General features: G+C 64.6%; 22 protein-coding genes. 16 read left to right on the plus strand and 6 right to left on the minus strand.

What is annotated here, in order from left to right:
* The first annotated feature begins 276 nt into the window (after positions 1–276).
* Complete coding sequence (locus tag QRQ56_RS00095) at positions 277–3408, plus strand: tetratricopeptide repeat protein (protein ID WP_438736629.1); 3132 nt, start codon at positions 277–279, stop codon at positions 3406–3408.
* A 12-nt stretch (positions 3409–3420) separates the two neighbouring features.
* Here the strand turns inward: QRQ56_RS00095 and QRQ56_RS00100 are convergent, their stop codons facing one another.
* Positions 3421–4260 carry a uroporphyrinogen-III synthase gene (locus QRQ56_RS00100; protein WP_438736631.1) on the minus strand — a complete coding sequence of 280 codons (840 nt, stop codon included), beginning with the start codon at positions 4258–4260 and terminating at the stop codon, positions 3421–3423.
* 147 nt (positions 4261–4407) lie between these two features.
* Here QRQ56_RS00100 and purU point away from each other — a divergent pair, with 147 nt between their 5' ends.
* On the plus strand, positions 4408–5271 hold the full coding sequence (purU, locus tag QRQ56_RS00105) for a formyltetrahydrofolate deformylase (RefSeq protein WP_438736633.1): 864 nt from the start codon (positions 4408–4410) through the stop codon (positions 5269–5271).
* 40 nt (positions 5272–5311) lie between these two features.
* Here the strand turns inward: purU and QRQ56_RS00110 are convergent, their stop codons facing one another.
* Complete coding sequence (locus QRQ56_RS00110) at positions 5312–5596, minus strand: hypothetical protein (RefSeq protein WP_438736635.1); 285 nt, start codon at positions 5594–5596, stop codon at positions 5312–5314.
* 529 nt (positions 5597–6125) lie between these two features.
* On the opposite strand from QRQ56_RS00110, the gene QRQ56_RS00115 reads away from it, so the two are divergent.
* From QRQ56_RS00115 to QRQ56_RS00140, 6 genes are all read left to right on the plus strand, one after another.
* Positions 6126–7304 carry an ABC transporter substrate-binding protein gene (locus tag QRQ56_RS00115; RefSeq protein ID WP_438736637.1) on the plus strand — a complete coding sequence of 393 codons (1179 nt, stop codon included), beginning with the start codon at positions 6126–6128 and terminating at the stop codon, positions 7302–7304.
* A gap of 164 nt (positions 7305–7468) precedes the next feature.
* Positions 7469–8338, plus strand: a complete 870-nt coding sequence (locus tag QRQ56_RS00120) for a branched-chain amino acid ABC transporter permease (RefSeq protein WP_438736638.1) — start codon at positions 7469–7471, stop codon at positions 8336–8338.
* An 8-nt stretch (positions 8339–8346) separates the two neighbouring features.
* The gene (locus QRQ56_RS00125; RefSeq protein ID WP_438736640.1) at positions 8347–9375 is read left to right on the plus strand and encodes a branched-chain amino acid ABC transporter permease; all 1029 of its coding nucleotides are present in this window, start codon (positions 8347–8349) and stop codon (positions 9373–9375) included.
* A complete protein-coding gene (locus QRQ56_RS00130; RefSeq protein ID WP_438736642.1) occupies positions 9372–10127 on the plus strand; it encodes an ABC transporter ATP-binding protein in 756 nt (251 codons plus the stop codon). Before QRQ56_RS00125 ends, QRQ56_RS00130 begins: the two co-directional genes overlap by 4 nt.
* On the plus strand, positions 10120–10836 hold the full coding sequence (locus QRQ56_RS00135) for an ABC transporter ATP-binding protein (protein ID WP_438736644.1): 717 nt from the start codon (positions 10120–10122) through the stop codon (positions 10834–10836). The genes QRQ56_RS00130 and QRQ56_RS00135 overlap by 8 nt, the downstream gene beginning before the upstream one ends.
* A gap of 20 nt (positions 10837–10856) precedes the next feature.
* Entirely contained in the window at positions 10857–11975 is a 1119-nt protein-coding gene (locus QRQ56_RS00140; RefSeq protein ID WP_438736646.1) for a cobalamin-independent methionine synthase II family protein, read from the plus strand.
* A 181-nt stretch (positions 11976–12156) separates the two neighbouring features.
* Here the strand turns inward: QRQ56_RS00140 and QRQ56_RS00145 are convergent, their stop codons facing one another.
* Positions 12157–13875: a caspase family protein gene (locus tag QRQ56_RS00145; RefSeq protein WP_438736648.1), complete on the minus strand. Its 1719-nt coding sequence runs from the start codon at positions 13873–13875 to the stop codon at positions 12157–12159.
* Between the two features lie 171 nt (positions 13876–14046).
* On the opposite strand from QRQ56_RS00145, the gene QRQ56_RS00150 reads away from it, so the two are divergent.
* The 7 genes from QRQ56_RS00150 (at position 14047) to QRQ56_RS00180 (ending at position 21665) form a co-directional block, all read left to right on the plus strand.
* On the plus strand, positions 14047–15402 hold the full coding sequence (locus QRQ56_RS00150) for a hypothetical protein (protein WP_438736650.1): 1356 nt from the start codon (positions 14047–14049) through the stop codon (positions 15400–15402).
* Positions 15403–15463: 61 nt separating this feature from the next.
* Positions 15464–16660 carry a methionine adenosyltransferase gene (gene metK / locus QRQ56_RS00155; protein ID WP_028143345.1) on the plus strand — a complete coding sequence of 399 codons (1197 nt, stop codon included), beginning with the start codon at positions 15464–15466 and terminating at the stop codon, positions 16658–16660.
* Positions 16661–16783: 123 nt separating this feature from the next.
* Entirely contained in the window at positions 16784–18205 is a 1422-nt protein-coding gene (ahcY, locus tag QRQ56_RS00160) for an adenosylhomocysteinase (RefSeq protein WP_438736652.1), read from the plus strand.
* Positions 18206–18370: 165 nt separating this feature from the next.
* Complete coding sequence (locus QRQ56_RS00165; protein WP_438736653.1) at positions 18371–18787, plus strand: nuclear transport factor 2 family protein; 417 nt, start codon at positions 18371–18373, stop codon at positions 18785–18787.
* Positions 18788–18840: 53 nt separating this feature from the next.
* Entirely contained in the window at positions 18841–20307 is a 1467-nt protein-coding gene (locus QRQ56_RS00170; RefSeq protein WP_438736655.1) for a flavin-containing monooxygenase, read from the plus strand.
* 136 nt (positions 20308–20443) lie between these two features.
* Positions 20444–20599: a hypothetical protein gene (locus QRQ56_RS00175; RefSeq protein ID WP_438736657.1), complete on the plus strand. Its 156-nt coding sequence runs from the start codon at positions 20444–20446 to the stop codon at positions 20597–20599.
* 136 nt (positions 20600–20735) lie between these two features.
* Positions 20736–21665 carry an aspartyl/asparaginyl beta-hydroxylase domain-containing protein gene (locus QRQ56_RS00180; protein ID WP_438736659.1) on the plus strand — a complete coding sequence of 310 codons (930 nt, stop codon included), beginning with the start codon at positions 20736–20738 and terminating at the stop codon, positions 21663–21665.
* Between the two features lie 119 nt (positions 21666–21784).
* Here QRQ56_RS00180 and QRQ56_RS00185 read toward each other — a convergent pair whose 3' ends face one another.
* Positions 21785–22333 (minus strand): Spy/CpxP family protein refolding chaperone, encoded by a 549-nt coding sequence (locus tag QRQ56_RS00185; RefSeq protein WP_438736661.1) that lies wholly within the window; start codon positions 22331–22333, stop codon positions 21785–21787.
* A 163-nt stretch (positions 22334–22496) separates the two neighbouring features.
* Between QRQ56_RS00185 and QRQ56_RS00190 the strand changes: the two genes are divergently transcribed.
* Positions 22497–22955, plus strand: coding sequence for a YybH family protein (locus tag QRQ56_RS00190; protein ID WP_438736663.1), 459 nt, complete (start codon positions 22497–22499; stop codon positions 22953–22955).
* A gap of 119 nt (positions 22956–23074) precedes the next feature.
* On the opposite strand, the gene QRQ56_RS00195 is transcribed toward QRQ56_RS00190, so the two are convergent.
* Both QRQ56_RS00195 and QRQ56_RS00200 read right to left on the minus strand, forming a co-directional pair.
* On the minus strand, positions 23075–23776 hold the full coding sequence (locus QRQ56_RS00195) for a fumarylacetoacetate hydrolase family protein (RefSeq protein WP_438736664.1): 702 nt from the start codon (positions 23774–23776) through the stop codon (positions 23075–23077).
* A gap of 35 nt (positions 23777–23811) precedes the next feature.
* A complete protein-coding gene (locus QRQ56_RS00200) occupies positions 23812–25614 on the minus strand; it encodes an ABC transporter ATP-binding protein (RefSeq protein WP_438736666.1) in 1803 nt (600 codons plus the stop codon).
* Positions 25615–25639: the final 25 nt, after the last annotated feature.

Here is a 25639-nt window from a genome sequence, read left to right on the forward strand (position 1 = left end):
GCATGGCCGCATGCTCGACGCCGCACGATTCGCCGGGTGCCTGCCGCACTGTCCGCATCCCCTGGCTAAGCCCTGTTGTTCGGTCCGGAATTTGCCGGCGCGGTCACACAGTCTTCATTTTGCTGTGGCCCTAGCAGATGGCGGGGCGCGGGATGGAGCAATCGCGGCATGTTGGTATCGTGGCAGGGTTTGACGGCGCGCCTATTGGGTTCCTTGTTTCTCGTCAGCGTGGCCGTGTCGCCCTGCCGGGCGGGCCCGCAGGAGATGCTGACATTGATGCAGCGCATCACGTCGCTGGCGAAGGAGGGCCGTTATGGCGAGGCGGTCGGGCTGGCACGCAAGCTCGTCGGTGAGGCCGAGAAAACTTCGGGGCGGCAGTCGCCGCTGACGGCGACCACGCTGGTCGTGCTCGGCCAGGCGCTTCAGACCCAAGGCGAGACCACTGAAGCCGAAGCCGTGCTGCGGCGGGCGCTCGCGATTCGCGAGAAGAGCCTCGCGCCAAATCACCCCGATGTCGCCGCCGTGCTTGGCACGCTCGGCCAGATCGAACTCGGGCTGAACCGGCTGAGCGAGGCGGATCGGGACATGTCGCGCGCCGTCGCCATCGACGAGAGCGTGCTGGGCTCCGACCATCTCACGACGGCGCTGGCACGCATGCAACTCGGCAATCTGCGTCATCGTCAGATGAAGGAGGCGGAGGCGCTCGACCTGTTCAGCCGCGCCCTCGCCGTCCTCAGGAAGTCTCCGGGACAGGCCGATATCATGATCCCGGTGACGCTCAACAACATCGCGGAGGTCAATCGTGCACAAGGCCGGTTGCACGAAGCCGAGGCGAACTTTGCTGAAGCGCTCGCGCTCCAGGAGAAGCAGCACGGTCCGGACAGCATCTATCTCAGCGCGACGCTGAGCAATCTCGGCGAGTTGCGGCGCGCGCAGGGGCGGCTTCAGGACGCCGAGCAATTGGCCCGCCGGGCCCTCACCATCAGAGAGAAGGCGCTCGGGCCCGATCATCCGGACGTCGCCGCGAGCCTCAACAATCTCGCTTTGGTGTTTTCACGCCAGGGACGCGATGCCGAGGCCGAGGGACTGCTGACACGGGCGCTCGCCATTCAGGAGAAGTCCTTCGGAGCGGCGCATCCGAACGTGGCGACGGCGCTGAACAATCTCGCGGAGGCCCGGAGCCACCTCGATCGCAAGCTTCAGGCCGAGCAACTGTTGCGCAAATCGCTCGCCATTCGCGAGAAGGCCCTCGGTGCGGCTCATCTCGACGTCGCAATCGCTCTCGACAATCTGGTGACGCTGATGGGCGACGGCGACCGCTATACCGAGGCCGAACCGTTCGCGCGGCGGTCACTCGCCATACGCGAAGCCGCGCTCGGCCAATCTCACCCGCTGGTCGCCAATAGCCTCAACAACCTGGCTGTCATTCTTGACAGCACCGGCCGGGCGCAAGAGGCCGAGCCGCTGCTGAGGCGCGCGCTGGACATCCGCCTTCGTGCGCTCGGCGAGCAGCATCCTGATGTTGCGAGCAGCTTTGCCAATCTCGGTTCTTATTTCCTCGCGCTGAAGGATTGGCAGCCGGCGCGCGATGCGTTCGCGCGCGCAGTTGCGATCCAGAGCGGCCGCCGTGCCGCGGCGTTCGGCGAGGAAAGCCGTAGCGGCCTCGCGGCTCGTGAAGACACCAATCCATATCCGGGCCTGATCGCTGCCGCCTACAATCTCACGCGTGCCGCCAATGGCGAGCAGAGCGGCGCATTGCGATCGCAGGCGTTCGAGACGGCACAATGGATCGGTGACGAGCAGGCCGCGCGGGCGATCGCGGGGATGTCGGCCCGCATCGCCGATGGCCGTGGGGATCTCGCCGCCCGCGTCCGCGAGCGGCAGGATCTCGGCGCACAGGCGATGGCGACCGACAAGCTGCTGGTCGCGGCAATCTCGCAAGCCAATGCCGCGCGCGATGCGGCTGCAGAGCAGGCGCTTCGTGCCCGCGCCGCGGACATTGCAGGTCAGATCCGGGAATTGGATCGCATGATCGCCACCCAGTTTCCGGACTATGCGGCGCTGGTAACCAAGACGCCGCTCGCGATCGAGGACGTCCAGAAGCAGCTCCGTCCCAATGAGGCGATGGTGCTGTTCACGACGACGTCGCGGGCCACCTTCGTCTGGACGGTGACGCGCTCGGGTCTGCGCTGGCACGCAGCCGATCTCGGCGAAAAGCAGATCCAGGAGGCCGTCGGCGCGTTGCGCTGTGGTCTCGACGCGGAGGCATGGTTGGACAAGGCATCCACGTGCCCGCAGAAGCTCGGCCGCACGACACCGTTGGGCGCAGACGAGCCTCTGCCGTTCGATCAGGAGCGCGCCTTTGCGCTTTACCAGGCCTTGCTCGGGCCGGTCGCGCGCGACATCGACGGCAAGGAACTGATCCTGGTGCCGTCAGGCCCACTGGCGACGCTGCCTTTCCAGGTCCTGTTGACGGACAAGCCTGTCGCGGGTGGAGACCTCACCAAGGCTCCCTGGCTGGTCAAGCGATTTGCGACCACGGTCTTGCCCTCCGTTTCCAGCCTCAAGGCCCTGCGCGAGGTCGCGCGCAGAAGCGTCGCGTCGAAGCCGTTCCTCGGCGTCGGCAATCCCACGCTCGACGGCGATGGCCGCAGCGATCTTTCGATCGCGCGGGCCAGGCTGGCGCGCCAGATCCAGACCTGCGCCGTCATCCCGACGCAGGCCGCCAAGGTCGCGCATCGCAGCGTGCGTGCCGTCGACGCGCTATCAGGCGGCGCGGCGGACATTGCGCAGCTCAAGCGCCAGATGCCGCTGCCGGAAACCGCGCTCGAACTGTGTGCGGTGGCTGGCACCTTCGCGCCAGTCAAAGGCGACGTTGTGCTCGCCAACGACGCTTCCGAGACGAGGTTGAAGGCGCTCAGCCAGAGCGGCGATCTCGCGAAATATCGCATCCTGCACTTCGCGACGCATGGCGCGCTTGCGGGGCAGGTGCGCGGCTCGATCGAGCCCGGATTGATCCTGAGCCCGCCGGCGGCCGCGACGCCAGCCGATGACGGCTATCTCTCCTCGTCGGAGATTTCGGGCCTCAAGCTCGATGCCGAATGGGTGATCCTGTCGGCCTGCAACACCGCCGGAGGGCAGGCAGCCAATTCGGAGGCATTTTCAGGTCTCGCACGAGCCTTCTTCTATGCGGGCACGCGCGCGCTCTTGGTCTCGCACTGGGCGGTCAACTCGGATGCGGCGGTGGTCATCACGACAGGCACGATCGATGCCCTCAACGCACATCCCGACATCGGCCGCGCCGAGGCGCTGCGCCGCTCGATCTCGGCGCTGATCGCGAAGGGCGGCGCGAATGCGCAGCCGGGCATCTGGGCCCCGTTCGTGCTGGTGGGCAATGCCGCGATGTAGCGGCCCGCTGGATCAGCGCGTCGCGGCCGGCTTGCGCTCTGCGAGAGCTGCGGCCATCGCCGAGATCAGCGGGCGCATGAAATAGGCGTCTTCCGCCGGCGAGACGTCCGTGCGCAGGCCGTGTGCGGCGAGCTCGCCGGACACCGCCGGACCGACCGACGCAATCAGGGTCCGTTCGAGGCCGGCGCGCAGCTTGGCTTCGCTGCCATGCGTCTTCGCCGCCTCGATCAGGCGGCGGACCTGGCCCAGATTGGTGAGGGCGAGCGCGTCGATCCGCCCGGCGGCCATGTCGTCGACGGCGGCGACGATGTTGGCATCCGCAGCCGTGGCGTCGTAGGCATAGGGCAGCACCGTGTCGACCTCGGCGCCTTGCGCGGCGAGCGCGCCGGTCAGCGCACTGTGGTCCTTGTCCGGATAGAGCTGCAGGCCGAGGCGTCGGCCCTTCAGGTCGAGCTTGCCTAGCATCTCGATCACGCCCTCGGTGGTCGGCTTCTCGGTCGTCTGCTGTGCGTCCAGCCCGAGCTCGCGCAGCGCCTTGCCGGGCTTCGGGCCACGGATGAACTTCCGTGTCTTGGCAAGCGCCGCGACGAGGGCGGCGTCGAGGCCGCGGGCGCGGGCGAGCTTCATGATCCGCCGCAGCCCTTCACCGGTCATCAGCACGAGATCGTCGAGGGGCCTCTCGATGGTACGGCGGATCCAGGCCTCGACCGGGGCCGGGTCGGGCGCATCGTGAATGGTGAACATCGGGCACTGCACGACCTCGGCGCCTTGCTCGGCCAGAAGCTTGGAAAACTGCGCTTCCTCGCGCGTCTCCAGGATCAGGATGCGGTAGCCGTTCAGGCGGTCGGCCATGGGAATGCTCCGGTCATCAATTGCAATCGTCCGTTCATCCTGACTCTTCGTCCGGGATTGGCGCAAGGGCAGCGTCGGTGCTAGAGCAGGGCGCAAATCGCGGCGCGTTCCGCTGCACAATCATCAGAGCCAAGCCCGTTCATCAACATGCCCGATCATCAATATGTTCTGACCCTGTCCTGTCCGGATCGGCCCGGCATCGTCTCGGCGGTGTCGACGTTTCTCGCCCACAACGGACAGAACATCCTCGATGCCCAGCAGTTCGACGACATCGAGACCAAGAAGTTCTTCATGCGGGTGGTGTTCACCGCAGCCGATCTCGCCGTGGAACTGTCGGCGCTGCAGACCGGCTTTGCGGCGATCGCCGAGCGCTTCGGCATGGAGTGGCAGATGCGCGACCGCGCCGCGCATCTCAAGGTGATGCTGCTGGTGTCCAAGTCCGACCACTGCCTGGTCGACATCCTCTATCGCTGGCGCACCGGCGAATTGCCGATGACGCTGACCGGCATCGTCTCCAACCATCCGCGCGAGGTCTATTCCGGGCTCGATTTCGGCGACATCCCGTTCCATCACCTCCCGGTCACCAGGGAGACCAAGCGCGAGCAGGAAGCGCAGATCATGGACATCGTCGGCAAGACGAAGACCGATCTCGTCGTGCTTGCCCGCTACATGCAGATCCTGTCGGATGATCTGTCGGCCAAGCTCTCGGGCCGCTGCATCAACATCCATCACTCGTTCCTGCCGGGTTTCAAGGGCGCAAAACCCTATCACCAGGCGCATGAGCGCGGCGTCAAGCTGATCGGCGCCACCGCTCATTACGTCACGCGCGACCTCGACGAAGGCCCGATCATCGACCAGGACGTCGAGCGCATCAGCCATCGCGATACGCCCGAGGATCTCGTTCGCAAGGGCCGCGACATCGAGCGCCGCGTGCTCGCCCGCGCGATCCGCTACCATCTCGACGATCGCGTCATCCTGAACGGCCGCAAGACCGTGGTGTTCGTGGATTAGGCCTGTCATTCCCAGGCGCGCGAAGCGCGAACCCGGAACCTTACCGCACCGCGCCGGCCGACGTCGTCCCCGTCGCGCCCTTCTGCGCCTGCTCTTCCTTTTCGCGATCCGCTGCCGGCAGCAGCCGCTTGCGCTCACGCTCCTTCATATAGGCGTCGTATTGCGGTGTTCCCGGCCGCGGCGGGGCATCGGCCGGCAGGCCGCCGGCCCATTGCGGGATGGAGTCGCCCATGCCAGCGGAGAGCCTCTCGCTGACGGTTCCGCAGCCGGCCACTCCCGCGACAAGTGCAACGAGGACGACGGCGGAACGAAAGGTCTTGGACATTTTGGGAGCGTGCACGCGTTCGGTCATGGGACGCCGGCATGAGCCGGCGGAAATCAGGTTAGCCTTCAACAAGGTAAAATAGACTTATTCGAGGACAGGTAATTTATTACCGGGCAGAGGTCTATCGTTCTGCAGCGATGTCTGAATTCTGCAAGGGAAAGACGAAATCCTTCATCCACCCCATTACCGCCGTTTCTAGACTACGCCGCCCAGCTCGCGACAACATGGCGTGGTCGGCGGCAGGGGTTTTCGTTGACAAGTCCATTTTCTTTGTACATTCGTACAAATGAAGACGGGCGTGGGTGAACTGCTCGGGTTACTCCGACGTAACCGGTGGCGGCGCTTCGCTCGGCGGGCCATCGGAACGCACGGCTTGCGCTGAAGGGTCGCCGAACGTCCGATTGACAAGAAGGGCGCGAAAGACGCCCATGTGGCTCGCGAATTTCACTCGCGCGTGGGCTAAGTTGAGGCAAGGGCCGGGCACTCGGTCCAGGGCACAAGAGTCAGGAATGAAGGGGAGGGACATCTGATGTTCGAACGCAAGATATTTTCGCGGACCGCAGCGGCGGCCGCCATCGCAAGCCTCGCGGCTGTCGCGCCCGCCAAGGCCGAGGACAGTGTCAAGATCGGCCTGATCCTGCCGATGACCGGCGGCCAGGCCTCGACCGGCAAGCAGATCGAGAACGCGATCAAGCTCTACATGCAGCAGAAGGGCGACACCGTCGCCGGCAAGAAGGTCGAGATCATCCTCAAGGACGACGGCGCGGTGCCGGACAAGACCAAGACGGCCGCGCAGGAACTCATCGTCAACGACAAGGTCAACTTCATCGCCGGCTTCGGCGTGACGCCGGCGGCGCTCGCAGCCGCGCCGCTTGCCACCCAGGCCAAGATCCCTGAAGTTGTGATGGCGGCGGGAACCTCGATCATCACCGAGCGCTCGCCCTACATCGTTCGCACCAGCTTCACGCTGGCGCAGTCCTCGACCATCATCGGCGACTGGGCGGTGAAGAACGGCATCAAGAAGGTGGCGACGCTGACCTCGGACTATGCGCCGGGCAATGATGCGCTGAACTTCTTCAAGCAGCACTTCACCGCGGGTGGCGGCGAGGTTGTCGAAGAGGTCAAGACGCCGCTCGCCAATCCCGATTTCGCGCCGTTCCTGCAGCGCATGAAGGACGCCAAGCCCGACGCGATCTTCGTGTTCGTGCCGGCCGGTCAGGGCGGCAACTTCATGAAGCAGTATGCCGAGCGTGGCCTGGACAAGGCCGGCATCAAGGTGATCGGACCGGGCGACGTCACCGACGACGACCTGCTTAACAACATGGGCGACGCCGTGCTCGGCACGGTCACCGCGCATCTCTACTCCGCGGCGCACCCCTCGCAGATGAACAAGGATTTCGTCGCCGCCTACAAGAAGGCGTACGGCAACCGTCCCGGCTTCATGGCGGTCAGCGGCTATGACGGCATCCATTTGATCTACGAAGCGCTGAAGAAGACCAATGGCGACACCAACGGCGACAAGCTGATCGAGGCGATGAAGGGCCAGAAGTGGGAAAGCCCGCGCGGCCCGATCTCGATCGACCCCGAGACGCGTGACATCGTTCAGAACATCTACATCCGCAAGGTCGAGAAGGTTGACGGCGAGCTCTACAACGTCGAGTTCGCGACCTTCGAAGCCGTCAAGGATCTCGGCAAGACGAAGAAGTGACCCGCGAAAGCGGGGCATCCCGGGGCGCGCATTAGCGCGAACCCGGGATCTCGCCCACCACTCTCGTCATGCCCGGGCTTGACCCGGGCATCCACGCGGGCGTTGGACAAGAACGTGGATGGCCGGGACAAGCCCGGCCATGACGCCCTAACCAAGCTGAGACGATGACCGCAATCCTCACCAACCTGTTCGATGGCGTTGCCTACGGCATGCTGCTGTTCGTCCTCGCCTGCGGGCTTGCGGTCACGCTCGGCCTGATGAACTTCGTCAATCTCGCCCACGGCGCCTTTGCCATGGCCGGCGGCTATGTCTGCATGGTCTTGGTCAACCGGATGGGCTGGCCGTTCTTCGCCGCGCTGCCGCTCGCCTTCGTTTCGTCGGCCGCGATCGGCATAGCGCTCGAGCGTACGCTTTACCGTCACCTCTATTCGCGCAGCCATCTCGACCAGGTGCTGTTCACCATCGGTCTGACCTTCATGTCGGTCGCGGCCGTCGACTATATCCAGGGCTCCTCGCGCGTCTTCATCAACCTGCCGGCGGCGCTTCAGGGCCAGTTCGACGTGTTCGGCGTCGGTATCGGCCGCTACCGGTTGATGATCATCGTGATCTGCGGCCTGCTCACCATCGGCCTGCAGATGGTGCTGGCCAAGACCCGGTTCGGCAGCCGCCTGCGCGCCGCGGTCGACGATCCCCGTGCCGCGAGCGGCCTCGGCATCAACGTGCCGCAGGTGTTCGCCTTCACCTTTGCTTTCGGTTGCGGGCTCGCCGGCCTCGGTGGCGCGCTCAGCGCCGAGATCCTCGGCCTCGACCCGTACTTCCCGCTGAAATTCATGATCTACTTCCTGATCGTGGTCACCGTCGGCGGTTCCTCCTCGATCACGGGCCCGTTTCTGGCCTCGCTCCTGCTCGGCATCGGCGACGTCGCCGGCAAGTATTACGTCCCCAAGATGGGACCCTTCGTGATCTACACCATGATGATCGTCATCCTGATCTGGCGTCCGAACGGCCTGTTCGGCCGCACGGCCGCGCGTTGAGTTCGCCGATGAACGCTGCCTCCGACGTCGGATTTCACGCCCAGCGCCAGGCGCGCTGGCATTACGGCGAAATCGCCTTCTGGCTCATCGTGCTGGCCTGCGGCTTCGCATTTCCCTCGCGTTACCTGATCATGACCGACATCCTGCGGCTCGCGCTGTTCACGATGTCGCTCGATCTCATCCTCGGCTATGCCGGCATCGTCTCGCTTGGCCATGCCGCCTTCTTCGGTGTTGGCGCCTATGCGGCGGGACTGCTCGCGCTTCACGGCATCATCAATGAGCCCGTGCTGGCGCTGGTCGTCGCGGGGCTTGCCGCGATGGTGCTCGGTTTCGCCACCAGCTTCCTGGTGATCCGCGGCGTCGACCTGACCCGCCTGATGGTGACGCTCGGCATCGCGCTGCTGCTGGAGGCGCTGGCCGAACGCTTTTCCAACGTCACGGGCGGCACTGACGGCCTGCAAGGCATCGAGATGCAGCCGATCTTCGGCCAGATCCCGTTCGACATGTTCGGCAAGACCGGCTTCTTCTATTCGCTCGCCGTGCTGTTCCTGCTGTTCCTGTTCGCCCGCCGCGTCGTGCATTCGCCGTTCGGCCTGTCGCTGCGCGCGATCAAGAACAATCCGCTGCGCGCGGCCGCCATCGGCATTCCGGTCAACCGCCGCCTGATCGCCATCTACACGCTGGCGGCGTTCTATGCCGGCGTTGCCGGCGCGCTGTTCACCCAGACCACCGCGATCGCCTCGCTCGACGTGTTCGCCTTCGAGCGCTCGGCTGATCTCATGCTGGTGCTCGTCATCGGCGGCACCGGCTATCTCTATGGCGGGCTGATCGGCGCGGTGATCTTCCGCATGCTGCAGGAATTCTTCTCCACCATGACCCCGCAATATTGGCAGTTCTGGATCGGCCTCGTGCTGGTTGTGATCGTGCTGATCGGCCGGCAGCGCCTGCATCGCTGGGTGCTCTATGTGCCGAACCTGGTCATCAGGCAGGTCGCAGGCCGTAAGGCGGCCGTCGCTGTGCCGGAGAGCGACGCATGACCATCGCGCTCGAAACCCAGAACCTCGAAAAGCAGTTCGGCGGCCTGCGCGTCACCCGCGATCTCTCGCTGAAGATCGAGCAGGGCGCCCGCCACGCGCTGATCGGCCCGAACGGCGCCGGCAAGACCACTGTCATCAATCAGCTCACCGGTGTGCTGAAGCCGAACTCGGGCCGCATCCTGCTGGAAGGCCAGGACATCACCGATCTGCCGGTGCACAAGCGCGTGCTGCGCGGCCTGTCGCGCACCTTCCAGATCAACCAGCTCTATCCGGATCTGACGCCGCTCGAGACCATCGGCCTTGCCGTGTCCGAGCGCCTCGGCCATGGCGGCGACTGGTGGCGGCGGATGGGGACGCGCAGCGACGTCAATGGCGAGATTGCCGATCTGCTGACTCGCTTTCATCTGCTCGACGCCATGAACGAGCAGACCGTGACGCTGCCTTACGGCAAGCAACGCCTGCTCGAGATTGCGGTTGCGATCGCCGGTAAGCCGCGCGTGCTGCTGCTCGACGAGCCCGCCGCCGGCGTGCCCGAAAGCGAGCGCCACGACATCCTGGCCGTGGTAGGCGCCCTGCCGCGCGACGTCACGGTGCTCTTGATCGAGCACGACATGGACCTCGTCTTCTCCTTTGCCGACCGCATCTCGGTGCTGGTCTCCGGTGCGCTGCTGACGGAAGGTCCGCCCGAGCAGGTCGCGCGCGATCCGCAGGTGAAGGCGGTCTATCTCGGCGAGGAGGCGGTCAATGTCTGACCTGCTCGCGATCGATGCGCTTCGTGCCGGCTATGGCGAGGCGGTGGTGCTGCCGAAGATGAGCCTGCGCCTCGCCGAGGGGCAGGTGCTGGCGCTCTTGGGCCGCAACGGCACCGGCAAGACCACGCTGATCAACTCCATCGTCGGCGTCACCCGCCGCTTCGCCGGCACAGTCGCGCTCGCCGGTACCGACGTGACGAGCCTGCGGCCCGACCAGCGGGCTCGCGCCGGCATCGGCTGGGTGCCGCAGGAGCGCAACATCTTCCGCTCGCTGACCGTCGAGGAGAACATGACCGCGGTGGCCCAGCCAGGCCCGTGGACGGTCGAGAAGGTCTACGAGATGTTCCCGCGGCTGAAGGAGCGCCGCAGCAACTTCGGCAACCAGCTCTCCGGCGGCGAGCAGCAGATGCTGGCGATCGGCCGCGCACTGACCCTCAATCCGAAGGTCCTGCTGCTGGACGAGCCGACCGAGGGTCTTGCCCCCATCATCGTCGAGGAGCTCCTCAGGGCGATCGGGACCATCACCCGGGCGGGCGGCATCTGCTCCATCATCGTCGAGCAGAATGCCCAAAAGATTCTCGGGCTTGCCGACCGCGTTGTGATATTGGAGCGCGGAACGATCGTCCACGACGCCCCGAGCGCCGCGCTGAAGGCCGACCCATCGGTCCTGGAGCGCCACCTCGGGGTGGCAGGGGCGGCGGCCCACTAAGAAATCTTCGGGAGTACGATATGCAGCGAACCAAAGCCCCCTTCCGCGCCGACGAGGTCGGCAGCCTTCTGCGTCCCGCCAAGATCAAGGAAGCCCGCAGCCGGCTGGAGAAGGGTGAGATCTCGCTCGACGATCTGCGCAAGATCGAGGACATGGAGATCGAGAAGGTCGTGCACAAGCAGGCCTCGGTCGGCCTGAAGCTTGCGACTGACGGCGAATTCCGCCGCTCCTGGTGGCATTTTGACTTCCTGGCCAAGCTCACCGGCTGCGAGCTCTTCCATCCGGACGCCGGCATCCAGTTCGCGGGCGTGCAGACCCGTCACGATGCGGTGCGGGTCATCGACAAGCTCGACTTCCCCGCCGATCACCCGATGCTCGACCACTTCCGGTTCCTGAAGAAGATCGCCGACCAGGCCCACGTCACCGCCAAGATGACGATCCCGTCGCCGGCCGTGCTGCACTTCCGCGGCGGACGCAAGGCGATCTCCAAGGACGTCTATCCCGACCTCGACGCGTTCTACGAAGACCTCGGCAAGACCTATCGCAAGGCGGTGAAGGCGTTCTACGACGCCGGCTGCCGCTATCTCCAGTTCGACGACACGGTCTGGGCCTATCTCTGCTCGCAGGACGAATTGCAGAAGGCGCGCGAGCGCGGCGACAATCCGGATGGCCTGCAGCAGATCTATGCGCGCGTCATCAACTACGCACTGGCCGAGAAGCCCGCCGACATGGTGGTCACGACCCACGTCTGCCGCGGCAATTTCCGCTCGACCTGGATCTCCTCGGGCGGCTACGAGCCGGTCGCCGAGACCATGCTCGCTGGCACCAATTACGACGGCTATTTCCTCGAATACGATAGCGACCGCGCCGGCGGCTTCGAGCCGCTGCGTTTCCTGCCCAGGGGCAACAAGGTCGTCGTGGTCGGCGTCATCACCTCGAAGTTCGGCGAGCTCGAGAAGAAGGACGACATCAAGCGCCGCCTGGAAGAGGCCTCGAAGTTCGCCCCGCTGGAGCAGCTCGCGCTGTCCCCGCAATGCGGCTTCGCCTCGACCGAGGAAGGCAACATCCTCTCCGAGGAAGAGCAGTGGGCCAAGCTCGGCCTCGCGGTCGAGATCGCGAAGGAAGTTTGGGGCAACTGAGCCCCGCTCTGTGTGAGCGACGGCAAGGCCTCGCCACATGCCCGGTGTCATTCCCCGCGAAAGCGGGGAATCCAGTACGTCGCGGCTTTTCGGTGAAGCACTGACGTCTCTCGAATACTGGATCGCCCGGTCAAGCCGGGCGATGACAGCGAGTGCGGGCTACGGCATTTGCGCTAAAGCTTCACTTCTCCGCCAGATAAACCTCGCCCAGCAGCGACGAGTTCGACCACGGCACCTGCTTGTTCTTCGTGCTCGATACCACTTCCGCCCGCACCCGCGTCAGCATCTGCTGCACCTCCAGCCCCGGCGTGCCGAGGTGGCGCGACAGCGCGGCAGAGAAGGGCGAGTTGGCGCCTTCGCCGTCGAGCGCGACCTGGCCCGGCGCGGTCGCGAAGGCGATCAATGTGCCGGCGCCCAGCGTCGCACCGCTGCCGAGGCTCGTCGGTGCGGCAAGCCCTGATGCGCCCTCGATGGCGCGGTTGGTGCCGGCGCTCGCCACCTGCTGCGCCATCGGATTGTTGCGGCAGGCATCGAAGATCAGGATGTTGGTGCGGACCTGGTCGTCGAGGCCGGCCAGGATCGTGTCCATGTCGATCATCGAAGCCGTCATGGCCGTGCCCGGCTTGAGCTCGGCGTCGACGGGAATGAGATAGTTGCGGCCGTCCACCTGCACGCCATGGCCGGCATAATAGACCACCGCCACCTGCGCCCGGGCCGCCGCGCGCAGGAAGTCGCGCGTCATCTTCTGCATCGCGGCGCGATCGAGGTCGACGCCTTCCGAAACGGTGAAGCCGATGTCGCGCAGGCTCTTCGCGACGGCACGCGCGTCGTTGGCCGGATTGGGCAGCGCCTTGACATGCGCATAGGCGCCGTTGCCGATGATCAGCGCCATGCGTGCGCCGCGAACGGCCGGAGCGGCTGAGGGAGCCGGTGCCGCGCCGGTCTGCTGCGGGGCAGGGCTGGTCGCTGGCTGCGTCGTGGGTGAGGGCGCATCGCGCGGGATCGGTGCGAGCGCATCCGTCACCAGCGACAGCCGTACCTTTGCGGTGGCTTGGTTGGCCTTGCTGCCGGCATCGGACGCCACGATCCCCAGCGTCGCATTGTAGTCCTCGCGTGCGCGGGCGTAGTCGCCCTTGGCCTCATAGGCCAGCGCGCGATGGGTGTAGCCGGAGATCAGCACGCTGTTCGGCGGCGTCATGATGTTGGCCGGCGGTTTTTCCCTGGCGAGCCGGATCGCCTCGCTGCCGTCGGCGATGGCGCGGTCGAGGTCGCCCTTGGCGCGCCAGATCGCGGTGCGGTTGATCAGCGGCTGCGGCAGCGTGGGATCAAGCCGGATCGCCTGGTTGATGTCGGCGAGCGCGCCGTCGAGATCGCCGAGCGCCTGTTTCGAGATGCCGCGGTTCTGGAACGAGAAGGCGGATGTCGGATCGGCCTTGATCGCCATGTCGTAGTCGGCGATGGCCTTGTTGTAATCGTGCTTGCCGCGCCAGGCGTTGCCCCGATTGTGGAAGATGGTGCCGCTCGGTGGGCCGAGCTTCAGCGCGTCGTCAAAATCGCTGATCGCAATCTCGTAGTCGCCCTTGTCGTAATAGGCCGATCCCCTGAGATTGTAGGCCGCCTGGCTCGGTTGCAGCCGGATCGCTTCGGTCGCATCGGCGATGACCTTCGAGTAATCGCCCTTCTTGTTCCAGCCGACGGCGCGCCAGAAGTGGATGGTCGCAAGCTGCTCGCCCCGAAACACCTTCAACGCGATGATCTTGTTGCAGGCATCGATCATCTTGTCCGCCGGCGTCGTGTCGGTGGTACAGAGCGGCCCAAGCTGGTTGCGCGCCTGCGCGGCCGCGGGCGCGGACCACAGGGCTGCGGCAAGCAGGCTGAGCACGACGAGCAGGCGGCGCATGGCAATGGTCCCATCAGAGCAGAAGCGCCTGTTTGTTGCCTGGCGTGGCGCCGGGGTTCACGACCCGCAGGGGTGCGAGCGGTGCGGGAGAAGCCGAGATCCGCTATTTCATTGGTGGGCAGATTTTGCTAAGAGGTGAATCCCACTCGTCCTGCCCACCATATCCCACCCATGAAAAACGACGAAATCCTGAGCCAGATCACGGAGTTCTGCCGTCAGTCGGACATGGCGGAATCGACGTTTGGCCGGCGTGCGGTCAACGATGGGAAGCTGGTGCACCGCCTGCGCGAGGGCAAGCGCATCACCATCGACACGCTGGAGCGGATCCAGGCCTATATGGCGGCCTCGATGGCCGGCGGGGTGCCGCCGCCGCGAGGGCTTCAGGTGCCCCCCGAGAAGCGCGACCCGCGCGGCAATTTCCGCTTCTTCGAGAACCGCCAGAAATACCTGCTGTTCGTCCACACCTGCAGCGAGAAGCGGGTGGTTGCGGACAGGGTCGCGCTGGAGCTCGCCTCGATCCATCCGCGCCCGCCGGCCCTGCGCATCTTCGACGCCGGCGTCGGCGACGGCACGGTGCTGGCGCGGGTGTTGCGCGCCACGCACCAGCGCTATCCCCATATGCCGTTTTATGTCGCCGGCAAGGAGCTCAGCCTCGAGGACCTGCGCCTGACGCTGGAGAAGGTGCCGGACCGCATTTTCGAGCACCCGGCCTCGGTGTTCGTGTTCACCAACATGTTCTACTCGGAGGCGCCCTGGCTGACGCCGGCATCGCCCGCGGCGGCGGCTGCGACCGTCTGGCACGAGGTCCCCTTGCGGGGGGGCTCGTCGGGCGAGTTCGAGCAGCAGATCGCCGAGCTTCGGCCGTTTTTGGAGCAGAACTGGCGCGCCGCGATCAGCCCGCGCACCGCCATGCCGCTCTATGAGCGGCCCGTGGTGCTGGTGCTGTATCGCGAGGATCACAGGTTCCTGCTGGATGCGACCATCCCGCGGCCGGGCCAGACCGAGGCCAATTTCGACCTCGTCATCGCCTCCCAGCCCTACCGGGCCCTGTCCTCGGTCAATTTTCGCGCCAAGCGGATCATCGCCCCCCTGGCGCGGGCGCTTCGGCCGGGCGGGCGGCTGATCGGTATCCACTCCCATGGCCAGGATCCGGGCATGGAAATCATCCAGGCGATCTGGCCCGGAGAAAATCCTTTCGCCGTGAGCCGTCATGAGCTATTGCGCGCCGTTAAGTATGAACTCGGATCGTTGGGCCGCGACTTAAATTTTAATGCTTACGCGGATAACCGCTCGATCTTCAGGTATGATATGGAAGCGCTGCCCAACGAGGTCACCGGTACGATCGGAACCTCGACGGCCTTTGCAGCGTGGAATGCGGCGGTGTATGTCGCTCAGATTGAGGACGACCGATTGACAGAAATGACTCAAAACGGCCGCACTCTGGATGCCGCCAGGGACGTGCTGCGTAAGTACAATGGGCTCTGGTTTCTCGACGAATCCTACGTCATCTCGCGCCGGCGTGATTGACATCTCCACAGGTAAACATCGCAAACGCCCGCCGGCTTAGCGGCGGAACAAGGGGTTACTGATGCGCGCGTCCTATCTCTTCACCAGCGAGTCCGTGTCCGAAGGTCATCCGGACAAGGTCTGCGACCGCATTTCCGACGAGATCGTCGATCTGTTCTACCGCGAAGGGCCCAAGGCCGGCATCGACCCCTGGCAGATCCGCGCCGCCTGCGAGACGCTCGCGACCACCAACAAGGTGGTGATCGCCGGCGAGACCCGCGGTCCGAAGTCGGTGACCAACGAGCAGATCGAAGGCGTCGTCCGCGGCGCGATCAAGGACATCGGCTACGAGCAGGAAGGCTTCCACTGGAAGACCTGCGACATCGAGATCCTGCTGCATCCGCAGTCGGCCGACATCGCCCAGGGCGTCGATGCGCTGCAGCCGGGCGAAGTCAAGGAAGAGGGCGCTGGCGACCAGGGCATCATGTTCGGTTACGCCACCAACGAGACGCCCGATCTGATGCCGGCGCCGATCTTCTACGCCCACAAGATCCTGCGCCTGATCTCCGAAGCCCGTCACTCCGGCAAGGAGAAGGTGCTCGGTCCCGATTCCAAGAGCCAGGTCACCGTGCAATACGAGAACGGCAAGCCGGTCGGCGTGCGCGAGATCGTGGTTTCGCACCAGCATCTGGTCGAGGACATCTCGTCCAAGCAGATCCGCGACATCGTCGAGCCCTATGTGCGCGAAGCGCTGCCGAAGGACTGGATCACGCCGAAGACGATCTGGCACATCAACCCGACCGGCAAGTTCTTCATCGGCGGCCCCGACGGCGATTCCGGCCTGACCGGCCGCAAGATCATCGTCGACACCTACGGCGGCGCGGCCCCGCATGGCGGCGGCGCGTTCTCCGGCAAGGATCCGACCAAGGTCGACCGTTCGGCGGCCTATGCCGCGCGTTACGTCGCCAAGAACATCGTTGCCGCCGGTCTTGCCGACCGCTGCACGCTGCAGCTCGCCTACGCCATCGGCGTGGCGCGTCCGCTCTCGATCTACATCGACACCCACGGCACCGGTAAGGTTCCGGAGGAGCAGCTCGAGAAGGCGGCGGCGCAGGCGATGGATCTGACGCCCCGCGGCATCCGCAGCCATCTCGACCTCAACCGTCCGATCTACGCGCGCACCTCGGCCTACGGCCATTTCGGCCGCACGCCCGACAACGAGGGCGGCTTCTCCTGGGAGAAGACCGATCTCGTCGAGCAGCTCAAGCGCGCGCTCTAAGTCACTTGCGTCATTCCGGGGCGCCGCAACAGCGGCGAGCCCGGAATCTCGAAACGCTGGTTTCCGGGTTCGCTCGTTTAACGAGCGTCCCGGAATGACGAGCCAAACAAACAGGAACCCACTATGAACGCGAAGCCCGGCTTCACCGATTACATCGTCAAGGATATCTCGCTCGCCGATTTCGGCCGCAAGGAGCTTTCGCTCGCCGAGACCGAAATGCCCGGCCTGATGGCCACCCGCGAGGAGTACGGCCCGAAGCAGCCGCTGAAGGGCGCGCGCATCGCCGGCTCGCTGCACATGACGATCCAGACCGGCGTGCTGATCGAGACGCTGGCAGCCCTCGGCGCCGACATCCGCTGGGTCTCCTGCAACATCTATTCGACGCAGGACCACGCCGCTGCCGCGATCGCGGCCGCCGGCATTCCCGTCTTCGCCGTCAAGGGCGAGACGCTGGCGGAGTACTGGGACTACACCGCAAAGCTGTTCGACTGGCACGGCGGCGGTCACCCGAACATGATCCTCGACGACGGCGGTGACGCCACCATGTACGTCCATCTCGGCCTGCGCGCCGAGAAGGGCGATACCGCCTTCCTCGACAAGCCCGGTTCGGAAGAAGAGGAAGTCTTCTTCGCGCTGCTGAAGAAGCAGCTCAAGGAGAAGCCGAAGGGCTACTTCGCCGCGATTGCCGAGAGCATCAAGGGCGTCTCCGAAGAGACCACCACGGGCGTGCATCGTCTCTACGACATGCAGAAGGCCGGCACGCTGCTGTGGCCCGCCATCAACGTCAACGACAGCGTCACCAAGTCGAAGTTCGACAACCTCTATGGCTGCCGTGAATCGCTGGTCGACGGCATCCGCCGCGGCACCGACGTGATGATGTCGGGCAAGGTCGCGATGGTCGCCGGCTTCGGCGACGTCGGCAAGGGCTCGGCGGCTTCGCTGCGCCAGGCCGGCTGCCGCGTGATGGTGTCGGAAGTCGATCCGATCTGCGCGCTGCAGGCCGCGATGGAAGGCTACGAGGTCGTGACGATGGAAGACGCCGCGCCCCGCGCCGACATCTTCGTCACCGCGACCGGCAACAAGGACATCATCACCATCGAGCACATGCGCGCGATGAAGGATCGCGCCATCGTCTGCAACATCGGTCACTTCGACAACGAGATCCAGATCGCGGGTCTGCGTAACCTGAAGTGGACCAACGTCAAGCCGCAGGTCGACGAGATCGAATTCCCCGACAAGCACCGCATCATCATGCTGTCGGAAGGCCGCCTCGTGAACCTCGGCAACGCGATGGGCCATCCGTCCTTCGTGATGTCGGCGTCCTTCACCAACCAGACGCTGGCGCAGATCGAGCTCTACGCCAACAACAAGGACGGCAAGTACAAGAAGGAAGTCTACGTGCTGCCGAAGTCGCTCGACGAGAAGGTCGCGCGCCTGCACCTCGCCAAGATCGGCGTGAAGCTCACCGAGCTGCGCAAGGACCAGGCCGACTATATCGGCGTCAAGCAGGAAGGTCCGTACAAGTCGGATCATTACCGCTACTGAGCCGCACGCAGTCGCGACACGAAGGCCCCGGAGCGATCCGGGGCCTTTTTTTGTTGGGCTCGTCTATGATACGCTTTCAGGTAGAGCCGAAACAAGCCTGCCACTTTCGGAGCGGGCGGCCGCTTTTCCCGAATTCATTGTCCAAATGCATATGGAGGGAATGCGATGTCCAGCGAAGCCAATGTCCAGTTGTTGAAGGAAGCCTATCGTCGGTGGAACGACACGAAGGGCGGGAGCGTCGACTATTGGTTCGACAGCGTCATCGGCCCGCAAATCAGCTTCGGCTCGGTCCCACGTGGCGCGCAGCCGCTTGCGTTCGCGACGGATTACGATGACCGCGCAAAGCTCCGCGGCTACTTTCATGGATTGCTGGCCGATTGGGCCATGCAGCACTACACGGTGGACGAATACATCGCGCAAGGAGATGTCGTGATCGCGCGTGGCTCCACGGCCTGGACCTGCAAGAAAACCGGCAAGGCCGCCGAGACGCCCAAGATGGACTTCTGGCGCTTCAAGGACGGAAAGGCCGTGGAATTTTACGAGTATTTCGACACCAATTGTATGGTCGAAGCGACCAGGTGAAAGGAGTTGCAATTCGGTTTCGCTCTGCCTGATACTTCACGGGGGAGAACGCCATGACCGAAGCCAGAGAACATTTCGACGTGCTCATCGTCGGTGCCGGTCTGTCCGGCATCGGCGCCGGCTATCATTTGCAGACGAAGTGCCCGGGCAAGAGCTACGTCATCCTGGAGGGGCGTGACTGCATCGGCGGCACCTGGGATCTGTTTCGCTATCCCGGCATCCGCTCCGACAGCGACATGTTCACGCTCGGCTATTCCTTCAAGCCGTGGACCGACCCGAAGGCAATCGCGGACGGGCCGCAGATCCTGAACTATGTGCGCGAGACCGCCACCGAGAACGGCATCGAGAAGCACATCCGCTTCCGCCACCGCGTCAAGCGTGCGTCCTGGTCGACAAGCGAGGCGCGCTGGACCATCGAGGCCGAGCGCATCACGGGCGAGGGTGCCAGCGAACTCGTGCGCTTCACCTGCAATTTCCTGTTCATGTGCTCGGGCTATTACAAATACGAGGCGGGCTACACGCCGGAGTTCAAGGGCGCCGCGGATTTCGCCGGCCGCATCGTGCATCCGCAGAAATGGACCGAGGACATCGACTACGCGGGCAAGCGCGTGGTCGTGATCGGGTCGGGCGCGACCGCGGTGACTCTGGTGCCGGAGCTCGCCAAGACGGCGGCGCAGGTCACCATGCTGCAGCGCTCGCCGACCTATGTGGTATCGCGGCCCGCGCAGGATCCCGTCGCCAACAAGATCCGCCGCAATCTGCCGACGCGGCTTGCCTATCATGTCATCCGCTGGCGCAACGTGATGTGGGGGATGTTCTTCTTCCAGCTCAGCCGGCGCAGGCCCGCGAAGGTCAAGGACCTCATTCTCAAGGGCGTGCAAATGGCGCTCGGCCCCGACTACGACGTCGCGACCCATTTCACCCCGCGCTACAATCCCTGGGATCAACGGCTTTGCCTGGTGCCGGATGGCGACCTGTTCAAGGCGATCCGCGAGCAGCGCGCCAGCGTCGTCACCAGCGAGATCGACACGTTCACCCATGACGGCATCCGTCTGAAGGACGGCCGCGAGCTTGCCGCTGATATCATCGTGACGGCGACCGGGCTGGTGCTGCAGGTCGTCGGCGGCCTCGAAGTCAGCGTCGACGGCCGCATCGTGGATTTCGCCAGTACGCTGACCTACAAGGGCATGATGTATGCCGACGTGCCGAACATGGCCTCGGCCTTCGGCTACACCAACGCGTCCTGGACGCTGAAATGCGATCTAACCTGCGAATATGTCTGCCGACTGATCAACTACATGGACCGGCACAATTTCCGCCAATGCGTGGCGCACAACGACGACCCCGAGATCACCGCCCAGCCGTCACTGGACTTCACCTCGGGCTATGTGCAGCGCTCCGTGGCCAAGATGCCGAAGCAGGGCTCGAAGCAGCCCTGGCGCCTCTACCAGAACTATGCGCTCGACATCGTCTCCTTGCGCTTCGGCCGGATCGACGACGGCGTGATGCGGTATTCCTGACGGAAGCCCATGCGTCGTTTTACGTATTCGGCGGCGCGGCTAAATAGGCCATGCTGCTCGAACGGTTAACGCCGGATTAGGAGATCAGTCCTAGCCTGTCTCGGCCGGGGTTACTCGCAAGGCCGAGGTAAGCCCAATGGAAGCCCAGAGAATTGCAGTCGACGCCGTCGTCGCGCTGACCGATTGCGACCGCAACGCCGTCATCGCCTTTATCCGCCAGCTCTATCTGGCCGGCGTCACGGACCCCAAGCGCCTGACCTTCAAGGGCCTGCAGGCGCTGTCACGGACGTAATTTGGCCGATCGATCGCCGCCTGGGTCCCTCGTTTGCTCTCCCCAGTGTGAACGCAACCTGCCGCTGAGTGTCTTGTCGCACCGGTTCGGCAGGAGTAGATGACGTCCCCGGCTGGGTTCACGGGGGAACGGGGAAATGCTGAAACAGCTTTTTGCGCCGCAACTTGTCATTCTCTATGTGCTGGCGGCCTCGACGCTTTACATTCACTTCCGCGGCAAACAGCGCCTGCGTTTCGCGCGCCAGCTCGGCGATCACTCCACCTATCTCGCGCCCTATAACGTGCTGATGTATGCGGGCTCGGCGGTGCCGAACAAGCCGGTGATCTCGGTCGAGCAGTTTCCGGAGCTGAAGCCGCTCAGCGAGAACTGGGAGACCATTCGCGACGAGGCCGTGCGCCTGTTCGACGAAGGCTTTATCCGCGCGGCCGCCAAGAACAACGACTGGGGCTTCTACTCGTTTTTCAAGAGCGGCTGGAAGCGCTTTTACCTGAAATGGTACGACGACTTCTTGCCGTCGGCCAACACTCTGTGCCCGAAGACGGTGGAGCTGCTCAAGTCGATCCCGAGCGTGCACGGCGCGATGTTCGCGATGCTGCCGCCGGGCGGCAAGCTCGGCGCGCACCGCGATCCCTTCGCCGGCTCGCTGCGCTATCACCTCGGCCTGGTCACGCCGAACTCGAACAAATGCCGCATCCTGGTCGACGGCGTCGAATGCGTCTGGCGCGACGGCGAGGCCTTCATGTTCGACGAGACCTTCATCCACAGCGCCGAGAATGCGACCGACGTCAACCGCATCATTCTGTTCTGCGACGTCGAGCGCCCGATGAAGTACGGCTTCATGACCGCGATCAACCGCTGGGTCAGCCATCACATCGTCAAGGCGTCGGCGACCCAGAACGTGGAGGGCGAGAATGTCGGCGTCCTCAACAAGGTGTTCGGCAAGCTCTACGAGATCCACCTCGGCAGCCGCAAGGTCAAGGAGTGGAATCGCAACGTCTACTACACGCTGAAATATTCGCTGACGGCGCCGATTCTCGGGCTGATCGTGTGGTCGGCGGTGAGTTGAATCTGAAAGCGCCGGGAGGCCATTGAATATGGTCCGCCTTGCGTGATCTCGTAAGGGGGATTGCGAGTCTGCAGTGATCGTCCGATCCTGTCGACGCCGGACCAGGCGGCAGGCCCCGCCTAGTGATGGTGCTTGTGACCTGCGGGGGTGTCGGGGCTCTGGTTCTGATAGCCGCGTAGTTCCGCGTATCGCTGCATCTGGCCCTGATCGAGTAGGGCAGCGGTCGACAGATGATATTTGAGGTGGCTCTCGCGGAGCTGCGCCTGCGTTTCGGCAATGGCCGCAATACTCGTCTTGAGCGCTTCCGATGTGATCGCGCGGGAGGAGAAAAGATCTTCCAGCGCTCTCTCTTGTTCGACGAGCTTGTGACCCAGCGGAACGGTTTCCTGTTTCATGGCATCGAACAGCCGCCGGACCTCGACGCGCTGATCGGCGGTCAAGTCGAGACGATCACCAAGCTCGAGCACGTGGCTGGGACCCGGATATCCATTGAGCTCCGCAGCGAGAGCCAAGCCCATCCCGCGCCCGGCGCGAAGATCGTCGATCTGCTGCTGCGACAGCGTCTTGATGGGGCGCCCTTCAAGCCCAGCATAGGGTTGGCCGGATTGTGCGCTGGCTGCGCTAAAGGTGAGGAAGAGGGAGGCCGCAAGCAGAAGGAGGCGGTTCATGAATCTGGCTCCATCAAGTCGCGCCAGCCGATGTCGAAGCATCGGACCCGGCTGCGAGTTATCCCTATCGCGATCGAGTGATCCCGGAGTGCAAATCTTGCTGGATGGTCCGGCTCATGGCAACAAAGATCGCCGTGATGAATTGCCCAATTTGGAGCAGGTGATGGCCTCCTTGCCAGCCGCGAATGCCGAGATCGCCAAGTTCTTCCTAGCCTGGCTCGACACCTTCGCGGGCTATGTCCGCGACGTCGACTACGCCTCGGCGCGGCCGCTCTTCCACCCCGACGTGCTGGCCTTCGGCACGCATAACGACGTCATCCCCGGTCTCGACCAGTGGGTCACGACGCAATGGGACAATGTCTGGCCGAAGACGGCCGACTTCCGCTTCGTGCTCGATCAGGCCTCGATCCTGGCATCCCCCGACGGCACGATGGCGACGGTGATCGCGCCGTGGACGAGCACGGGCTATCATCCCGATGGCAGCACGTTCGCGCGTCCGGGGCGAGCGACGATGGTGTTTTCGAAGAGCGGCGATAGCTGGCTGTGCGTGCATTCGCACATGTCGCTCAATCGCGGTGTGCCGCAGGCGTCTCACGCCAATCGGCCGGTGAAGGCCTGGTAGCTTGTAGGGCGGATTAGCGAAGCGTAATCCGCCGTACTGCTTGAGCAACAATCGACATCGCCGATTGCCGCGCGAAGGTGGCGGATTACGCTTTCGCTAATCCGCCATACGCTTCGAACCTATTCCGGCTGGCCGATGCTGACCTTCAGCGTGCCGACGCCATCGATGCCGCATTCGAGCTTGTCGCCGGGCTGGAGCTGCGACACGCCGGCGGGGGTGCCGGTCATGATGATGTCGCCGGCGGCGAGCTTCACCTGCTGGGAGAGCTGCCAGATGATCTCGGGCACATTCCAGATCAGCTCGGTGAGGTCGCCCTTCTGGGCTTCCTTGCCGTTGACGGTGAGCCAGATCTTGCCCTTGGCGGGATGGCCGATCTTGGAGGCCGGCTGCACCGCGGAGCAGGGGGCCGAGCCGTCGAACGACTTGCCGATCTCCCAGGGGCGCTCCTTCTTGCGAGAGGCGATCTGGAGGTCGCGGCGGGTGAGGTCGATGCCGACGGCGTAGCCGTAGACGTGGTCGAGCGCCTTGTCGGCGGAGATGTTGAGCCCGCCGCTCTTCATCGCGACGATCAGCTCGACCTCGTGATGCAGATCCTTGGTCAGCGGCGGATAGGGAATGGTGGCGCCGTCGGGCACCAGCATGTCGGCGTGCTTGGCGAAGAAGAACGGCGGGGCACGCTCGTCATTGCCCATCTCGCGGATGTGCTCGAGATAGTTGCGGCCGACGCACCAGATGCGGCGCACCGGAAAGCGGCCGCTTTCTCCGACGACGGGAAGCGAAGCCTGGGGCGGAAGCGGGATGACGTAGGAGGCGGCGTTCATGCGGGTCTCGCGGCTCTTGAGGTTGACGAGGAACTCTAGGCGGTTGCGCTGATCGGCGCCAGAGCGCCGGAAACATGGTGTTGCAGGCGGAAGAACGAGGCATAGCGCCCGCCGCGGCGCAGCAGATCGTCGTGCCGGCCCTGCTCGACGATCTCGCCGCCCTCGACCACCAGGATGCTGTCCGCGTGCATGATGGTGTGCAGGCGATGCGCGATCACGATGGTGGTGCGATTCTGGCAGAGATGCTCGATCGCTTCCTGCACCTGCCGCTCGGACTCCGAGTCCAGTGCGGCGGTGGCTTCGTCCAGCAGGATGACCGGTGCGTTCTTGATCAGCGCGCGCGCCACCGCAATGCGCTGGCGCTGGCCGCCGGAGAGCTGCGTGCCATGCTCGCCGACCGGCGTGTCATAGCCGAGCGGGAAGCTCATGATGAAATCATGCGCGCAGGCCGCTTTCGCCGCCTCGATGATCTCGTTCTCGCTCGCGCCCGGCTTGCCGAATGCGATGTTGCTGCGGATGGTGTCGCGGAACAGATAGACGTCCTGGCCGACATAGGCGGTCTGCGACCGCAGCGATTTGCGCGAGACCGCGCCGATCGACTGGCCGTCGATCACGATGTCGCCCTGCGTCACCTCATGGAAACGCAACAGCAGGGCCAGCACGGTCGACTTGCCGCCGCCGGAGGGGCCCACCAGCGCGGTGACCTTGCCCGGTTCGGCCGTGAAGCTCATGCGGTTCAGCACGGTCTCGCCGGTGCGGTAGGAGAAGCTGACGTCGCGCAGCTCGATGCGCGCGTCGGTGAGCTTCAGCGCCGGCTTGTCGTCGTCGGAGTGCTCACTGGCCGGGCTGTCGATGATTTCGAGCAGCATGCGCGCGCCGACGAGCTGGCTGTTGAGGTCGATGTTGAGCCGGGCCAGCCGCTTGGCCGGCTCGGTCGCCATCAGGAACGCGGTCATGAACGAGAAGAACGCGCCGGGCGTGGCGTTCAGCGCGACCACGCTGTAGCCGCCATACATCAGGCAGCCTGCGACCGCGAAGCCGCCGAGCATCTCCATCAGCGGGTTGGAGCGGTTGGCGACGCGCGCCATCTTGTTGGCGTTGCGCTCGACGATCGCGATGTTCTCGTCGATGCGCTTCTGCATGGTCTCTTCCAGCGTGAACGCCTTGACCGTGCGGATGCCCTGCAGCGATTCCTGCATCGTCTCCATGATGTCGGCGGTGCCGGTGAACTGGTTGAAGGCAAGGCCCTTGATGCGCTTGACCAGCTTGCGCAGCACCAGCATCGCCGGCGGCACCGCGACGAGGCCGATGAACGACATCAGCGGATCCTGCCACACCATCACGCCGATCATGGCGAGCAGCATCAACAGGTCGCGCCCGATGGCGTTGACCAGCATGTTGAGCACGTCGGTGATCGACTTGGCGCCGGCCGTCAGCCGCGCGAGGAACTCAGACGAATGGCGCTCGGAGAAGAAGCCGACGCTCTCGCGCATCAGTTTCGCGAACAGCTGGCGCTGGTTGGTGGCGAGGATCGCGTTCGAGATCTTGGTCAGGATCACCATGTGGCCGTAGGTCGCCACGCCCTTGATGAAGAGCAGGAGCACCGTGATGCCCGAGAACATCGCGATGCCCGGGATGTTCTTGTCGACATAGGCCTGGTTGATAACCTGGCCGAGCACGTAGGTCGCGCCCGCGGTTGCGCCTGCGGCTGCCGCCATCAGCGCGAAGGCAACGAGGTAGCGCCGCCAGTAGACGACGCCCTGTTCCGTGACGAGGCGGCGAACCAGGGTCGCGGCCGCATAGGGATCGTCGGTGATTTTCTTTGGAAACTGAGCCATCCGGGGTCCATTGACGGCGCAGGAC

This window comes from Bradyrhizobium sp. U531 (genome assembly GCF_051710265.1).
Taxonomy (GTDB): Bacteria; Pseudomonadota; Alphaproteobacteria; order Rhizobiales; family Xanthobacteraceae; genus Bradyrhizobium.

Bases quoted from the DNA above. Each gene is read 5' to 3' on its own strand.
- metK (WP_028143345.1), top strand. From the start codon at position 15,464: ATGCGCGCGTCCTATCTCTTCACCAGCGAGTCCGTGTCCGAAGGTCAT.
- QRQ56_RS00115 (WP_438736637.1), top strand. From the start codon at position 6,126: ATGTTCGAACGCAAGATATTTTCGCGGACCGCAGCGGCGGCCGCCATC.
- QRQ56_RS00175 (WP_438736657.1), top strand. From the start codon at position 20,444: ATGGAAGCCCAGAGAATTGCAGTCGACGCCGTCGTCGCGCTGACCGAT.
- QRQ56_RS00165 (WP_438736653.1), top strand. From the start codon at position 18,371: ATGTCCAGCGAAGCCAATGTCCAGTTGTTGAAGGAAGCCTATCGTCGG.
- QRQ56_RS00120 (WP_438736638.1), top strand. From the start codon at position 7,469: ATGACCGCAATCCTCACCAACCTGTTCGATGGCGTTGCCTACGGCATG.
- QRQ56_RS00195 (WP_438736664.1), bottom strand. From the start codon at position 23,776: ATGAACGCCGCCTCCTACGTCATCCCGCTTCCGCCCCAGGCTTCGCTT.
- QRQ56_RS00180 (WP_438736659.1), top strand. From the start codon at position 20,736: ATGCTGAAACAGCTTTTTGCGCCGCAACTTGTCATTCTCTATGTGCTG.
- purU (WP_438736633.1), top strand. From the start codon at position 4,408: ATGCCCGATCATCAATATGTTCTGACCCTGTCCTGTCCGGATCGGCCC.
- QRQ56_RS00125 (WP_438736640.1), top strand. From the start codon at position 8,347: ATGAACGCTGCCTCCGACGTCGGATTTCACGCCCAGCGCCAGGCGCGC.
- QRQ56_RS00110 (WP_438736635.1), bottom strand. From the start codon at position 5,596: ATGTCCAAGACCTTTCGTTCCGCCGTCGTCCTCGTTGCACTTGTCGCG.
- QRQ56_RS00150 (WP_438736650.1), top strand. From the start codon at position 14,047: ATGAAAAACGACGAAATCCTGAGCCAGATCACGGAGTTCTGCCGTCAG.
- QRQ56_RS00145 (WP_438736648.1), bottom strand. From the start codon at position 13,875: ATGCGCCGCCTGCTCGTCGTGCTCAGCCTGCTTGCCGCAGCCCTGTGG.
- QRQ56_RS00190 (WP_438736663.1), top strand. From the start codon at position 22,497: ATGGCCTCCTTGCCAGCCGCGAATGCCGAGATCGCCAAGTTCTTCCTA.
- QRQ56_RS00135 (WP_438736644.1), top strand. From the start codon at position 10,120: ATGTCTGACCTGCTCGCGATCGATGCGCTTCGTGCCGGCTATGGCGAG.
- ahcY (WP_438736652.1), top strand. From the start codon at position 16,784: ATGAACGCGAAGCCCGGCTTCACCGATTACATCGTCAAGGATATCTCG.
- QRQ56_RS00185 (WP_438736661.1), bottom strand. From the start codon at position 22,333: ATGAACCGCCTCCTTCTGCTTGCGGCCTCCCTCTTCCTCACCTTTAGC.
- QRQ56_RS00200 (WP_438736666.1), bottom strand. From the start codon at position 25,614: ATGGCTCAGTTTCCAAAGAAAATCACCGACGATCCCTATGCGGCCGCG.
- QRQ56_RS00140 (WP_438736646.1), top strand. From the start codon at position 10,857: ATGCAGCGAACCAAAGCCCCCTTCCGCGCCGACGAGGTCGGCAGCCTT.
- QRQ56_RS00100 (WP_438736631.1), bottom strand. From the start codon at position 4,260: ATGGCCGACCGCCTGAACGGCTACCGCATCCTGATCCTGGAGACGCGC.
- QRQ56_RS00130 (WP_438736642.1), top strand. From the start codon at position 9,372: ATGACCATCGCGCTCGAAACCCAGAACCTCGAAAAGCAGTTCGGCGGC.
- QRQ56_RS00095 (WP_438736629.1), top strand. From the start codon at position 277: ATGCAGCGCATCACGTCGCTGGCGAAGGAGGGCCGTTATGGCGAGGCG.
- QRQ56_RS00170 (WP_438736655.1), top strand. From the start codon at position 18,841: ATGACCGAAGCCAGAGAACATTTCGACGTGCTCATCGTCGGTGCCGGT.